The following is a 13,359-nucleotide window of genomic DNA, read 5'->3' as shown; positions in this document are numbered from 1 at the left end:
GTCAGAACAGTCCGTTGGCGTGCGGCAGGGCGGCGGGGATCGGCGCGATGACGTCCCAGTGCTCGACGATCCGGCCGTCCTGGACGCGGAACAGGTCCCAGTACGCGACCGGCTCGCCGAACTCGCCTTCCGACTGCAGCAACACGAAATCACCCTCGGCCACGACCTGGTGCACGGTCTTGTACACGAGGTTCTTCCCCTGCTGCGCCCAGTTCGCAGCGGCGGCACCGAACCCGTCGAGCCCGTCCGCGGCCTCCGGGTTGTGCTGCAGGTAGGTCTCGGTGGAGATGTAGTCGGTCAGCACCGAGTAGTCGGCGTCCTGCAGGATCCGCTGCGCGAACTCCTGGACGAGCGCACGGCTGAACTCGGTGTTCTCCTGTGCGGGCTGTGCGGGACCGTCCGTCTGGGACCGTCCACTCGCGGTGTTCCCGACGACGGGCGTGAGCGCGTCCCAGTGCTCGGCGAGCTTGCCGTCCCGCACCCGGAACAGGTCGAACGCGACCAGCGGCTCCGGCCCGAACCCGTGGTAGACGCCGTGCAGCGCAACGAGATCGCCATCCACGATCACCCGGGCCAGTTCGTAGCGAAAGCCCTCCGGCAGGTTCGCGACGAGGCCGCGCAGAGCCTCGGGTCCGTCCGCGATGAGCGAGCTGTGCTGGCGGTAGTCCGGCGCCACCCAGCGGTCCACAGCGGACGGGTCCTTGTCGCCGAACAGTTCGCCTGCGGCCTTGAGCACGAGTTCCTTGTTGTCCATGGCTCACACAGTGCTCCGCCGGCCGCGTCCGATCGAGGTAGGATCACGCCTCACCATGGTCAAAAGTGGACAAGTAGCGCAGTTCGGCTTCAGCAACCCCGACCGCGGGCAGCTGGGCCTGGAAGCGCTAGACCTGGGCGTCCTCCGCCGCCGCCTCACCGTTGACACGTTGACGAAGGTGCACCGCACCGACTTCCACCAGCTGTTCCTGTTCACCACGGGCACCGGCACCACCATGGTCGATTTCGTGGACCACCCGTGCACCCCCGGCACGTTGCTCCACATCAGCCCAGGCCGAGTGCTCCGCCTGCCCGAAGGCTCCGCGGAGGCGCTCATGGTGCTTTTCACCCCTGCGTTCCCACCGCCGGTGCTCAGCCCGTTCGGCCCGGTCCTGCACACGGTCCCTCCGGCGGAACTGGCGGTCTTCAGCCGTGCCGTGCAGGACCTCCGTCAGGAGTACCGCCGCAACCTGCTGACCAACGAACCGGTCGACCTGCTCCGCCAGCTACTGGGCGCGCTGCTGCTCCGCATCGCCCGCCTACCGGGCTACACCCCCAGCCACGACCCCCGCTTCGAACGCTTCCAGCAGGAACTCGAACGCTCCTTCGCCACCACCCGCAACGCCGCCGAGTACGCGGCCAGGATCGGCTGGTCGACGCGCAGCCTCAACCGCATCTGCCTGGACGCCACCGGCCAGTCCGCGAAAGCGCTGATCGACGCCCGCGTGACACTGGAGGCCAAACGGCTGCTCGTGCACACCGACCTGTCGTCGGCGGCGATCGGGCACCGGCTGGGGTTCAGCGAGGCCACGAACTTCACGAAGTTCTTCGTGCGCGAGACGGGTTCGTCACCTGGGGCGTTCCGCGAGTAGCTGCGCGAGGGCGTGGCGGGCCCGCATCAGTCGTCCCACCCAGGGCACAGCTGGTCGAGTGTCCGACTGGCAATGCCCGCGAGGAACAGGTTGGTCTCGCGGTAATACGGCAACGCAAGCACAGCAAGGTGCAACGCCCAGCCCTTGGCGCGAGCCCAAGCGGCGTCGTCGTACTCACCCATCTCGCGCTGGAACACCTTGCGGCCGCGTTCGTCGAGGTAGAGCCAGGCCGTCATGAGATCGCCGGCCGGGTCGCCCACGCCCGCGCTGCTCCAGTCGATCACGCCGGTCAGCTCGCCGCCCGTGAAGATCAGGTTGCCGACGTGCAGGTCGGCGTGCAGCCACCGGCCCGGCTGGTCCCAGCGCGGGGCGTTGAGGGCGTCGTCCCAGATCGCGACGAGTCTGGGGTCACCGCCTACCTGTGCGATGCAGGAGCGGACGGCGTCGTCGTTGTCACGGGCGTCGAGCCGGCCGCGATAGGTGGTCCACGGCCGGTCTGTCGCGTCGATCTCGTGCAGCGCGCGGATCAGCGAAGCGAGCCGGAGCGGAGTGTCCGCACCAACCTCTTCAACCGGGGCCATCTCGCCCGCAACCCAGCGCACCACCGACCACCGGTACGGGTACCCAAGCGCAGGTTCGCCCAACGCCAGCGGTTCCGGCACCGCGACCGGCAGGCACGGCGCGACCAGCGGAACGACGACCGCTTCCTTGGCCGGGTCGTCCCGGGCCCATTCGCGGCGCGGCAACCGCACGGCCAGGTCGGAGCCCAGCCGGTACAGGGCGTGGCTGGTGCCGCCGTGCACGAGCTCGGTGATCGGCAGACCGTGCCAGCGCGGGAACTGCGTGCGGATCAGCTCGTCCACAAGGGACACGTCGGTGGCGGTCTCGCCGTCGAGCATCGATCAACTCCCCCGGATGAGCCTCCCATGCAACACCGCGTCCAGGGCCGCGGCAACTCGTTTATCCGGCGCGCCGGTCCGCCAGGCGCACCACGTTCGGCGAGCGCTCCACGCGGAACCGGCCGCTCGACGCGACCAGGTAGCCGACGCCGCGGACGGTCTGGATGATCTCCGCCGCGTCGCCGAGCTTCTGGCGTACTCGCCGGACGTGGACGTCCACCGTGCGGCCGCCGCTGTAGTCGTCGTCGACGTCCCACACCGCTGAGAGCAGCTCACGGCGGCGGTGCACCCGGTCGGTGTGGGAGCACAGGTGGAGCAGCAGTTCGAACTCCAGCCGCGTCAGCTCCACGGGCTTGGAGTGGACCAGCACCTGCCGCGTGTCCGGCAGGACCCGGACGTCCACCTCCTCCACCGCGGCCTCGACAGCCGGGACCAGGCCCGCGTCGGTCAGCGCGCCGAGCAGCCGCAGCGCGGTGTCCTCGTCCTCGGTATCGATGGTGATGCTGAACCTCATGTCGCACCTCCTCAGCTCTTCGGCAGACCCTGCGGGTTGATCTCGGACGTCGGCACGGCCTCGTCGGACAGGCCCCAGCGCTTGAGCACCTCGGCGTACTTGCCGTTGGCGATCAGCTGGTTGAGCGCTTCCTGGACCGGCGTCACGAGACCGCTGTCCTTCTTCGTGGTCGCGGCGATCTTGCCCTGGACGGCGGCGCCGCCGGAGAAGTTGCCGATCACCTCTGTCTGCCCGGACGTCGCCGCGTGGTAGGCCGACGTGGGGTTCGGGCCGAGGTAGGCGTCGATGCGGCCGGACTGCAGCGCCAGGTAGTAGTCCGAGGAGTTCTGGAAGTACTTGATGTCCGTGGCCTTCAGACCCGCCGAGACGTTCGCGGCGCTCCAGTCGACCAGGATCTTCTCCTGGTTGGTGCCCGACGTCACGGCGATCACCTTGCCCGCCACGTCCTTGGGCTCCTCGACCTTCCAGGTGCCGCCCTTCTTCGCCTCGAACGCCAGCGTGTCCAGGCGGTAGGTGGCGAAGTCGTACTTCTCCTTGCGCGCCTCGGTCACCGTGATGTTCGACAGGCCGAGGTCGTACGCGCCGCTGTCCAGACCGACGAACAGGTTCTCCCACGACGCGACCTCGAGGCGGGGCTTGAGGCCCAGCACGTCGGCGACCAGCGAGGCGATGTCGGTCTCGACGCCGATCACGGTCTTGTCGTCGGTGGCGTAGAACCGCAGGGGTGGTGCTGTGCCGGCGGATCCGCCGATCACCAGCTCCCCCTTCGTTCTGAACTTCTCCGGCACCTTCGCCGCGATCGTGTCGTCCTTCGCCGCGGTGACGCGGTTCTGCTGCGGGCTGAGGTTCACGCTCAGGCCGGAGACCTCGGCGGGCTCCTCGCCACCGGCGGTGCCGCAGGCGGCCAGACCGAACGCGAGCACGGCGAGAAGTACTTTGCGCACAACGAACTCCTTCTACAGGACCTTGGACAGGAAAGCGCGGGTGCGCTCGTGGACGGGGTGGTCGAGCACCTCGCCAGGTGTTCCCTCTTCGACGATCAGGCCGTCGTCGATGAACACGATCCGGTCGGCCACCTCGCGGGCGAAGCCGATCTCGTGCGTGACGACGACCATGGTGGTGCCGGAACGGGCGAGGTCGCGCAGCACGTCCAGCACCTCGCCGACCAGTTCGGGGTCCAGCGCGGACGTCGGTTCGTCGAACAGCACGACCTTCGGCCGCGTGGCGAGGGCTCGTGCGATGGCGACGCGTTGCTGCTGGCCGCCGGAGAGCTGCCGCGGGTAGGCGGCCGCCTTGTCCGCGAGCCCGACGCGTTCCAGGAAGTGCCGTGCGTCGGAGAGCGCCGCCACCTCCGCGACGTTCTCGAGCGCGGTGAGGTGCGGGAACAGGTTGAAGTTCTGGAAGACGAACCCGATGTCCTTGCGCTGCTTGAGGATCTCGCGTTCCTTGAGCTCGTGGAGCTTCCCGCCGCGGCGGCGGTAGCCGATGAGCTCGCCGTCGATGGTGATGTACCCGCGATCCACCTTCTCCAGGTGGTTGATGGTGCGCAGCAGCGTCGACTTGCCGGAGCCGGACGGCCCGAGCACCACCACGACCTCGCCGGCCGCGACGTCCAGCGACACGCCGCGCAACACCTCGAGCGGGCCGAAGCTCTTGTGCACGCCCAGAACCTCGATCACCTGCGGTCTCCTCGCGCGAAGTAGCGCTCGACGTAGTGCTGGCCGATCGAGAGCAGGGTGGTCAGGATGATGTACCAGACGGTCGCGACCATCAGCAGCGCCACGACCCGCGCGTTGCGGCCGTAGATGACCTGCACCTGGTAGAAGAGCTCGCCGATCGCCATCACGGAGACGACCGAGGTGCCCTTGAACAGGCTGATCACCTCGTTGGCGGCGTTGGGCAGGATCGAGCGCATCGCCTGGGGCAGGATGATCCTGCGGAACTGCCGGAACCTCGGGATGCCCAGCGCGGCCGCCGCCTCCAGTTGCCCGCGGTCCACGGAGATCACGCCGGACCGGACGATCTCCGCGGCGTAGGCCGCCTGGTGCAGCGCCAGACCGAGCACGGCCGCACCCATGGGGCTGATCAGCGCGATCGTCTCGAAGCTGACGAACTCCGGCCCGAACGGAACGCCGAGCGAAAGCCGTTGGTACAGGTAGGAGATGTTGAACCAGAACAACAGCTGCACGATCAGCGGGATCGACCGGAACGCCCAGATGTAGGTCCAGCCCACCGCGCTCAGGAACGGGCTCTTCGACATCCGCAGCACCGCGACGACGATGCCGAGCGCGAACCCCAGCACGGTGCCGAGCACGGTCAGCACGATGGTCGTGCCGACGGCGGTCAGGATCGACCGGGCGGTGAAGTAGCGGGCGAACGTCGGCCAGTCCCACGCGGGGTTCGTGACCAGGCCGTGCACGAACTGCGCGGCGAGCACCAGCACGAACGCGACACCGACCCAGCGCCACGGGTGGCGGGCCGGCACGACCGGTAACGAGGAGAGATCATCGTCCTTTGTGGACACCAAAGTCAGCGTGCCGGAGGTCATGGCGAGTCCTTGCTGCGGCGGGGAACGTGAGACGAGCGGGAGAGGTCAGCTCGTACAGGCGATGCGACAGCGGGAGGACAGGACCAACGAGGCGGCGCCGTTCATCCTGTCCTCCCTTCCCTGCGCTCTTGAGGAGAGCACTCACTCAACGACACCCACGTTATGTACCGGTGAACCGGCCGGGCAAGGACGTCCACGTGCTGAACAACTATCGGATACCGAGATGATCCCTCAGCGTCGGACCTGAGTAGTCGGCCCGGAAAACGCCGCGCTCCTGCAGCAGCGGCACGACGGTGTCCGCGAACTCGTCGAGCCCGCCCGGCGTCACGTGCGGCACGAGGATGAACCCGTCCGCGGCGTCCTGCTGGACCAGGTCGTCGATCTGCGTGGCGACGCTGTCCGCCGACCCGATGAACGTCTGCCGGGCGCTCACGTCGATCACGAGGTCGCGGATGGACAGGTTCTTGGCCGCGGCCTTCTCCCGCCACTCCCGCACGGTCTGCGCCGGGTCCTTGAACATCCGCACGCTCGCGCGGCCCTTCGCGATGGTGTTCTCCCCGGCCAGCGGTTCGACGTCGGGCAACGGCCCGTCCGGGTCGTAGCCGCTCAGGTCCCGGTTCCACACCTGCTCCAGGAACCGGATGGCCGTCGCGCCGCTGACCTGCTGCCGCCGCACCACGGCGGCCTTCTCCTGCGCGTCGGCGTCCGTGTCGCCGAGGATGAACGTGGCCGCGGGCAGCACCACCAGCTGGTCGTGCGTGCGGCCGTACTTGGCCAGCCGACCCTTCACGTCGCGGTAGAACTTCCGGCCCGCCTCCAGGGTCCCGTGCCGCGAGAATATCGCGTCGGCGGTGGCGGCGGCGAACTCACGGCCCTCCTCGGAGTCACCCGCTTGCAGGATCACCGGACGGCCCTGGGGCGAGCGCGGAACACCGAACGTGCCGCTGATGTCGAAGTGCTGGTCGGTGTGCTCGAACGGCCCCACGCCGGTGTCGAACAGCTTGCACGCCGTGCGCAGGAACGACTCCGCGCGCGTGTACCGGTCCTCCTGCTCGAGGAACCCGCCGCGCCGGAAGTTCTCGCCGGTGAACGCGTCCCACGAGGTCACGACGTTCCAGGCGGCACGCCCGTCCGACAGGTGGTCGAGGGAGGCGAACTGCCGGGCCACCTCGTAGGGTTCGTTGAAGGTCGAGTTGATCGTGCCCGCGAGCCCGAGCCGGTCGGTGACGGCGGCCAGCGCGGCGAGCACGGTGAACGTGTCCGGCCGGCCGACGACGTCCAGGTCGTAGATCTCGCCGCCCTGCTCGCGCAGCCGCAGTCCCTCGGCCAGGAAGAAGAAGTCGAACTTCGCCCGTTCGGCCGTCCGTGCCAAGTGGACGAACGACTCGAACTCGATGTGGCTGCCCGCCCGCGGATCGCTCCAGACGGTCGTGTTGTTCACGCCGGGGAAGTGCGCGGCGAGGTGGATCTGCTTGGTCATCTCGCTCTCCTCCTAGGCGAACTGGTTGACGGGCCGGGCGAGGCCGAGGTGGCCGCGCAACGTCGTGTGCTCGTACTCGGTGCGGAACAATCCCCGCCGCCGCAGTTCCGGCACGAGCTCACGGGTGATCCGGAGGAGGTCGCCGTGCAGCCGGAAACCGGCGAAACCCTCCCTGTGCCAGGCGATCAGTTGATCGACCGGGGTCGACGCGTCGACATCTCGGAACACGAGCCTGTCCGGCGCCGAGGCTTCGTCCGCGAACACGATGTCCCCCAACGGCTCCGAGGCAGCGATCAGCGGATGACCCTGCGGCGGACGCGGTGTGATCGACGGCCCGCGCACCTTGAACCACCGGCCCTCGAAGTCGATGTAGTGCAGCTTCTCGCGGTCGACGAACCGCCCGGTGGCCACGTCGCGGATCTCCGCGTCGTCCTCCCAGCTGTCCCACAACCGGCGCAGCACCTCTGCGTAATCCGCGGCCTCTTCCCACAGCTCGGCCTCGGCGCCGACCGTGCGGCGCCCGAAGTGCCTGGCGTCGGCGGGATCGGGCGCGACGGCCAGCGCAACGCCCGCCCGTCCCCCGCTCACGTAGTCGAGCGTCGCGATCGCCTTCGACACGTGGAACGGCTCGGTGTGCGTCACCACCGCTGTCGGGACGAGCCCGATGCGCGTGCTCAGCGGGGCGATGCGCGCGGCCGTGAGCACCGCGTCCAGGCCCGGTTCACCGCCGAGCGAGTCGCCGAACGTGACGAAGTCGAGCTTGGCCTCCTCGGCCTCGCGCACGAGTTCGGCCCAATGCCTTGCGGTGAAAGCTTCTTCGCCGGTCGCGTGGAGCGCGGCGGCCAGGTGCAGTCGTGTGCCCACCGGTCCCCCTCTCGTCGTTTACCCGCATTCTGTGGGCGGAGGAGGGGCTCGTGCCGGGGCGGCCACTGGGTGGGATTGCGCGCGCGATCGGGAATATTTCCGCGAGCTTGCGTTGACGTGAGCGTCAAGGTTTAGCGTTCGGTCATGAGGATCGGCGAACTGGCCAAGCGAGCCGGCACCACGACCCGTGCGCTGCGCTTCTACGAGTCCGAGGGGCTCCTTGAAGCGGGGCGCACGTCGAACGGCTACCGCGAGTACGACGAGCACCACCTGCGGCTGGTTCGCGAGATCCAGTCACTGCAGGCGGTCGGGCTGTCGCTGGAGGACACCCGGCCGTTCGTCGCGTGCCTGCGCGCCGGGCACGAGTCGGGCGACTCGTGTCCCGACTCGCGGGAGGTCTACCGGCGCAAGCTCGCCGAGGTGGACGCCTGCCTGGACCGGCTCCACACCGTCCGGGAGTTCCTGCTGGCCAGACTCGCCTTCCAGGACCCGTGCCTCGTGCCCGAACCCAAGGAGTTCCAGTGCAGCAGCTGACCGACGCCACGTTCTCGGACCAGACCCGGACGGGCACCGTCCTCGTGGAGTTCTGGGCGCAGTGGTGCGGGCCGTGCCACATGCTCACCCCCGTGCTCGAGGAGATCGACCGCGAGCGCGACGACCTGACCGTCGTCAAGATCAACGCCGACGAGAACACCGCCACCGCCCGCGACCACCAGGTCATGTCGCTGCCCACGATGCTGCTGTTCCGCGACGGCGTGCCGATCCGGCAGATCGTGGGAGCGCGGCCCAAGTCCCGCCTGCTGGCCGAACTGGATGACGCGCTGAGCGCCTGATCGGCCTATCTTCTAGCGCATGCTCGGTCTCGAACTCGTAGTGGTGCTGGGTGTGTGCATCCTCGCGAGCAGCATGGTGTCCGGTCGGCTGCGCGTCGCCGCCCCGGTGCTGCTGGTGGTGTGCGGCGGGGTGCTCGGCTTCGTGCCCGCACTGGAAGAGGTCAGCCTGCCGCCGGAGGCGATGCTGCTGATCTTCCTGCCGGCGTTGCTGTACTGGGAAAGCCTCAACACGTCGTTGCGGGAGATCCGCAGCAACCTGCGCCCGATCGTGCTGCTCAGCACGCTGCTCGTGCTCGCGACGGCCGCCGCCGTCGCGTCCGTCGCCCACGCGCTGGGCCTCGACTGGGGCCCGGCGTGGGTGCTCGGCGCGGCTCTCGCACCCACCGACGCGACAGCCGTCGCCGCGATCGCCCGCGGCATGCCGCGCCGGACGTCGACCATCCTGCGCGCCGAGTCGTTGATCAACGACGGCACGGCGCTCGTGATCTACGCGATCGCCGTCTCCATCACCATCGGTGAACAGGAGTTCAGCACCGGACGGGTCGGGTTGCAGCTGCTGCTGTCGTACGCGGGCGGCGCGGTCGCCGGGTTGGTCGTCGCGTGGCTCGCGGTGCAGGTGCGCAAGCGGCTCGACAGCCCGTTGCACGAGAGCGTGGTCAGCATCCTGACGCCGTTCGCGGCGTTCCTGCTGGCCGAGACGGTGCACGGCTCCGGCGTGATCGCCGTTGTGACGTGCGGCCTGGCGCTGGCACGGGTCGGGCCGCGCATCGTGCGCGCCGACACCCGCCAGGTCAGCTACGCGTTCTGGGGCATCGCCACGTTCGTCCTGAACGGTGCCCTGTTCGTCCTGATCGGACTCCAGGCGCACAGCGCGATGCGGTCGCTCGACGGCTCGGAGACCCTCGCGACGTTCGGTGCCATCGGCCTGGTGGCGCTGACGGTGACGGGCACGCGCCTGCTGTGGAGCTACACCACTCCTTACGTGATCCGCGCCCTCGACCGCCGCCCGCAGCAACGACTGCGGCGCGTCGGAGCCCGCCAGCGACTGGCGTCGTCGGCAGCCGGGTTCCGCGGCGCGGTGTCGCTGGCCGCCGCGCTGGCCGTGCCCGAGACGGTGGTGGGCGGCGGGCCTTTCCCGTTCCGCGACGAGATCATCCTCATCACGTCCGGCGTCGTGGTGCTGACGTTGATCGTGCAGGCGGTGCTGCTGCCGTCGATCATCCGGTTCTCGCAGCTGCCCGAGGACACGGCGCTGGACGAGGAGCTGCGGCTCGCCCAGTCGACGGCGTCCGAGGAGGCCTACGAGGCGCTGCCTCGGTTGGCAGACAAGGCCGGGGTATCCGACGTCGTCTACAAGCGGGTGCGGGCCGAGTACGAACACCACCTGGAGGTCGTACGTGCCAAGGAGGCCGGCGACGAGGAGGTGGCGCAGTCGGAGGTCCAGTACGCGGCCCTGCGGCTGGAGCTGATCGCGCACAAGCGGGCGACCGTCGTGCGGTTGCGCGACGAAGCCGCGATCGACGACATCGTGTTGCGCACGATCCAGCGCAAGCTCGACGTGGAGGAAGTGCGGCTGTCCAGGCGCGAGGTCGACGACGACTGAATTTGGCGCGTGACCACTCCTCGGGAGCGCGTGCTGGGCCGGATCGCCGACCACCTCGCCGGGCTCGGGCGTCCGCTGCTCGTTCTCACGGCTGGTGCCGGAACCGCTCGGGCCCGGCGGGGACCGCCGGTACCGCGAGCGGATCATCGACCTTCGCTTGGACACTCCCTGGACGAGGCCGGAACGGGCTTCGGTCGTGGTCGGCAACTCCGACGTCGATCGTCCCGTGGTGCGGCGGATCGGGCTACCGGCAGAACCGGGTAACGACCACGGCGGTCACGGTGCGAACTCGGTGGACGGTTCCGTGGCGTAGTTCTGCCAGATCGGCACCATGGTCTCGCGCGTCATGGGCTGCCCCGACTCGACCATGGCCTTGAGGTCGCGGAAGTACTGCACGTAGTGGTCCGGCGTGAACGTGGTCAGCATGACCGCCCGCTCGTCGCCCGGGTTGGCGAAGGTGTGCGGTGCGCCCGGCGGGACCGTGACCCACGAGCCGGCTTCGACGTCGTGGTCGTCCTGCCCGATGGTGAACCGCACGGTGCCCGTGAGCACGTAGAAGCCCTCGTCGTGCTGCGCGTGGCGGTGTTGCGGAGGGCCCGGGGTGTGCGGGGGGATGACGACTTCACCGATTCCCAGGCGGTGAGCGGTGTTGCTGCCGTCTTCGAGGATCCGGATCTGTGACGGACCACTGGCGATGAGCTCGCCCTCGCCGGGACGGACGATCGACACCTCGGCCATGAGGAAGCCTCCCTGATGTGATTACAGCTTGTGCAATCACCGTAGCACCAGTGACTGCACAGTGTGCAGTCGCTAGGCTCGGGGCATGCCGCGATGGAAACCGGACGCAGCCGAGCGCCTGCAGACCGCCGCGCTGGAACTCTTCGACCAGCAGGGGTTCGAGCGCACGACCGTCGCCGAGATCGTCGCGCGGGCGGAGCTCACCCAGCGGACGTTCTTCAACCACTTCGCCGACAAGCGCGAGGTGCTGTTCAGGCTGAGCTCGGTGCTCCAGGAGGAGATCGTCCGCGAGATCGCGTCGAGCGACGAGGCCTCGCCACTCGATGCGGTCGTGTCCGCGCTGGAAGTCGTTGCCGACAAGATGTTCGAGAACCAACGCGCCGTGGTGGCGCGCCGCTACGCCGTAATCGCCGCCAACCCGGAGCTGCTGGAGCGCGAGCTCGGCAAGAACGCCGCCCTCACCGAGGCGATCGCCGACGCGCTGCACGCACGATGCGGTGATCCTGAAACGGCGTTCCTCGCCGCCGGTGCCGCCATGCTCGCGCAGCAGGCGGCGTTCCGGCGGTGGACGCGACCGGGCGAGACCCGGACCTTGCGCGATCTCCTGCTGGACGCGGTGCGCTCCCTGCGCACGACCGTCGGTTAGCCGACGAGGGACAGACCCCGGCGGACGGGCTCGGCGACCTTGGTCTCGGCCGACGGAATCTCGACCTCCTCGCCGCCGATCTCGCGGGTGATCCAGGCGCCGGACTCCACCATGACCTTCAGCGTGCGGGTGTCCAGGGCGTTGACTCGGCCGTAGTACCACTCGTCGGTGGCCAGCGGGCCCATGCGGTCGCCCATGCGCTTCTTGATGCCGATGACGCGTTCGAACAGCGTCTGCACGAGTGCCGCGCGGTCGTACGGGCCCTGGAGGCCCTCGCGGATGCGGTCCTCGATGCCGCGCGGGGTGCCTTCGGAGTCGGGCATGAGCATGGTGGTCCAGGCGCGCGACTTCTCGCGGTACTGGAGCTGCTGCATGATGCCCTCGTGCTGAGCGAAGTCGGCGGCGCGGAAAGCCTTGCCGCGCCAGCGCTTCTGCAGGTTCACGGCGAGCGACAGGGCGCTCTTGAGGCCCGTGTTGAGGCCTCGGCCGGGCCAGAAGTGCAGCGAGTTCGCGGCGTCGCCGAGCAGGAAGCCGAACGTCGACGGCGCGAGCTGCGCGGTGAACTTCGACATCTGCTGCATGCCGAGCGTGAACGAGTTGATGCCGACGACGTCCGCCACGCCGACGCCGAAGAAGCGCAGGCCGTCGAGGATCCGGGGCCACAGGTAGGAGAGCTTGTCGACCGACGGCTTGAAGACGGCGCGGTGGCGGTCGCAGACGAAGCGGCCGTTCGAGGCGGGACGCATGGTGCAGCCGAACTTGCCGATGCACGAGATCGGGCCGCTCTCCCCCAGGGCGACGATCTCGGAGGCCTCCTCGGCGGTCAGGCGCATGTTGATGAAGCCGCCGCCGAGCGAGTTGAAGAGGAACCTGTTCTGCGCCACGGTCAGCGGGACGGTGTGCTCGTCGGGCGACTTGGCGGTGACGCGGATGCCCAGGACGCGCTCGTCGAGCGGCGAACCGTCCACGGAGAACAGTTCCCGGCTCGGCGTGCCGAACTGGTCCTTGAACGCGTCGCGGGTCGCGGAACGGGCGCCGTCGGCGATCGCGAGCACGTGCAGGCCGTCGAAGCTGGTCGGCGGGGTGTAGGCGCCGGGAACGACCTCGATGCCGTAGACGTCCTGCGCCATGTCGAGCAGGCAGTCCTCGATCCAGCGGATCTTGATGTTGCGCGGACGCCCCTTGGACGCCGGGGAGTCGGGTCCGAGCGGCCACATCTCGGAGAACTTGCCGGGCGTGAAGAGCCGCTCCTGCACCGCGGCCGGCAGCGCCGCCCAGACGTTGCTCTGCAGCGTCACGACCTGCTCGCGGCGATTGTTGCCCTCAGCCAGGCCCTTCCACACGACCCGGTTGCCCTGACGCATCCAGCGGCGGTCGTGCACCCGGACCGAGACCTGCTCCCCCAGCAACGACTTGATCGAGCACGCGAAGGCGAGGCCGACCGGACCGCCACCCGCCACGTCCACCCGCAGTGGCGTGGACCTGCGCAGCGGAACGATCTTGCTGCCCTGCTTCGGCAGCATGACCGTCGGGCCGCAGCGGCCGATCAACACCGTCTTCTCGTCAGCCATGGCCCATCCCCCTCGTTCCCGTTGTACGGCGGGAACAC

General features: G+C 69.0%; 15 protein-coding genes. 5 read left to right on the top strand and 10 right to left on the bottom strand.

Going from position 1 to position 13,359, the window contains the following annotated elements; genetic code table 11:
- Position 1: 1 nt before the first annotated feature.
- The gene (locus LX88_RS16165) at positions 2-754 is read right to left on the bottom strand and encodes a nuclear transport factor 2 family protein (protein WP_258948600.1); all 753 of its coding nucleotides are present in this window, start codon (positions 752-754) and stop codon (positions 2-4) included.
- On the opposite strand from LX88_RS16165, the gene LX88_RS16160 reads away from it, so the two are divergent.
- Positions 753-1,625, top strand: a complete 873-nt coding sequence (locus LX88_RS16160) for an AraC family transcriptional regulator (protein WP_258948599.1) — start codon at positions 753-755, stop codon at positions 1,623-1,625. The genes LX88_RS16165 and LX88_RS16160 overlap by 2 nt on opposite strands.
- 26 nt (positions 1,626-1,651) lie before the next feature.
- Here the strand turns inward: LX88_RS16160 and LX88_RS16155 are convergent, their stop codons facing one another.
- From LX88_RS16155 to LX88_RS16125, 7 genes are all read right to left on the bottom strand, one after another.
- Positions 1,652-2,524, bottom strand: coding sequence for an aminoglycoside phosphotransferase family protein (locus LX88_RS16155; protein WP_258948598.1), 873 nt, complete (start codon positions 2,522-2,524; stop codon positions 1,652-1,654).
- A gap of 61 nt (positions 2,525-2,585) precedes the next feature.
- Positions 2,586-3,038, bottom strand: coding sequence for a winged helix-turn-helix domain-containing protein (locus tag LX88_RS16150; protein ID WP_258948597.1), 453 nt, complete (start codon positions 3,036-3,038; stop codon positions 2,586-2,588).
- A gap of 11 nt (positions 3,039-3,049) precedes the next feature.
- Positions 3,050-3,982: an ABC transporter substrate-binding protein gene (locus tag LX88_RS16145; RefSeq protein WP_090064032.1), complete on the bottom strand. Its 933-nt coding sequence runs from the start codon at positions 3,980-3,982 to the stop codon at positions 3,050-3,052.
- A 12-nt stretch (positions 3,983-3,994) separates the two neighbouring features.
- Positions 3,995-4,717 carry an amino acid ABC transporter ATP-binding protein gene (locus tag LX88_RS16140; RefSeq protein ID WP_258948596.1) on the bottom strand — a complete coding sequence of 241 codons (723 nt, stop codon included), beginning with the start codon at positions 4,715-4,717 and terminating at the stop codon, positions 3,995-3,997.
- On the bottom strand, positions 4,714-5,586 hold the full coding sequence (locus LX88_RS16135; RefSeq protein ID WP_258948595.1) for an amino acid ABC transporter permease: 873 nt from the start codon (positions 5,584-5,586) through the stop codon (positions 4,714-4,716). The genes LX88_RS16140 and LX88_RS16135 overlap by 4 nt, the downstream gene beginning before the upstream one ends.
- A 208-nt stretch (positions 5,587-5,794) precedes the next feature.
- The gene (locus LX88_RS16130) at positions 5,795-7,066 is read right to left on the bottom strand and encodes an LLM class flavin-dependent oxidoreductase (protein WP_258948594.1); all 1,272 of its coding nucleotides are present in this window, start codon (positions 7,064-7,066) and stop codon (positions 5,795-5,797) included.
- Positions 7,067-7,078: 12 nt separating this feature from the next.
- Complete coding sequence (locus LX88_RS16125) at positions 7,079-7,930, bottom strand: LLM class flavin-dependent oxidoreductase (protein WP_258948593.1); 852 nt, start codon at positions 7,928-7,930, stop codon at positions 7,079-7,081.
- A gap of 144 nt (positions 7,931-8,074) precedes the next feature.
- Here LX88_RS16125 and LX88_RS16120 point away from each other — a divergent pair, with 144 nt between their 5' ends.
- The 3 genes from LX88_RS16120 to LX88_RS16110 are packed head-to-tail and all read left to right on the top strand — an operon-like array spanning position 8,075 to position 10,366.
- Complete coding sequence (locus tag LX88_RS16120) at positions 8,075-8,464, top strand: MerR family transcriptional regulator (protein ID WP_258948592.1); 390 nt, start codon at positions 8,075-8,077, stop codon at positions 8,462-8,464.
- The gene (gene trxA / locus LX88_RS16115) at positions 8,452-8,763 is read left to right on the top strand and encodes a thioredoxin (protein WP_258948591.1); all 312 of its coding nucleotides are present in this window, start codon (positions 8,452-8,454) and stop codon (positions 8,761-8,763) included. The genes LX88_RS16120 and trxA overlap by 13 nt, the downstream gene beginning before the upstream one ends.
- 19 nt (positions 8,764-8,782) lie before the next feature.
- Positions 8,783-10,366 (top strand): Na+/H+ antiporter, encoded by a 1,584-nt coding sequence (locus LX88_RS16110; RefSeq protein ID WP_258948590.1) that lies wholly within the window; start codon positions 8,783-8,785, stop codon positions 10,364-10,366.
- 276 nt (positions 10,367-10,642) lie between these two features.
- On the opposite strand, the gene LX88_RS16105 is transcribed toward LX88_RS16110, so the two are convergent.
- Complete coding sequence (locus tag LX88_RS16105) at positions 10,643-11,104, bottom strand: cupin domain-containing protein (protein ID WP_258948589.1); 462 nt, start codon at positions 11,102-11,104, stop codon at positions 10,643-10,645.
- A gap of 85 nt (positions 11,105-11,189) precedes the next feature.
- Here LX88_RS16105 and LX88_RS16100 point away from each other — a divergent pair, with 85 nt between their 5' ends.
- A complete protein-coding gene (locus LX88_RS16100; RefSeq protein WP_258948588.1) occupies positions 11,190-11,750 on the top strand; it encodes a TetR/AcrR family transcriptional regulator in 561 nt (186 codons plus the stop codon).
- On the opposite strand, the gene LX88_RS16095 is transcribed toward LX88_RS16100, so the two are convergent.
- Positions 11,747-13,321: a hypothetical protein gene (locus LX88_RS16095; RefSeq protein WP_258948587.1), complete on the bottom strand. Its 1,575-nt coding sequence runs from the start codon at positions 13,319-13,321 to the stop codon at positions 11,747-11,749. The genes LX88_RS16100 and LX88_RS16095 overlap by 4 nt on opposite strands.
- Positions 13,322-13,359: the final 38 nt, after the last annotated feature.

Source organism: Lentzea californiensis (genome assembly GCF_024648825.1).
Taxonomy (GTDB): Bacteria; Actinomycetota; Actinomycetes; order Mycobacteriales; family Pseudonocardiaceae; genus Lentzea; species Lentzea californiensis.
This window is presented reverse-complemented; position numbering and strand designations above follow the sequence as displayed.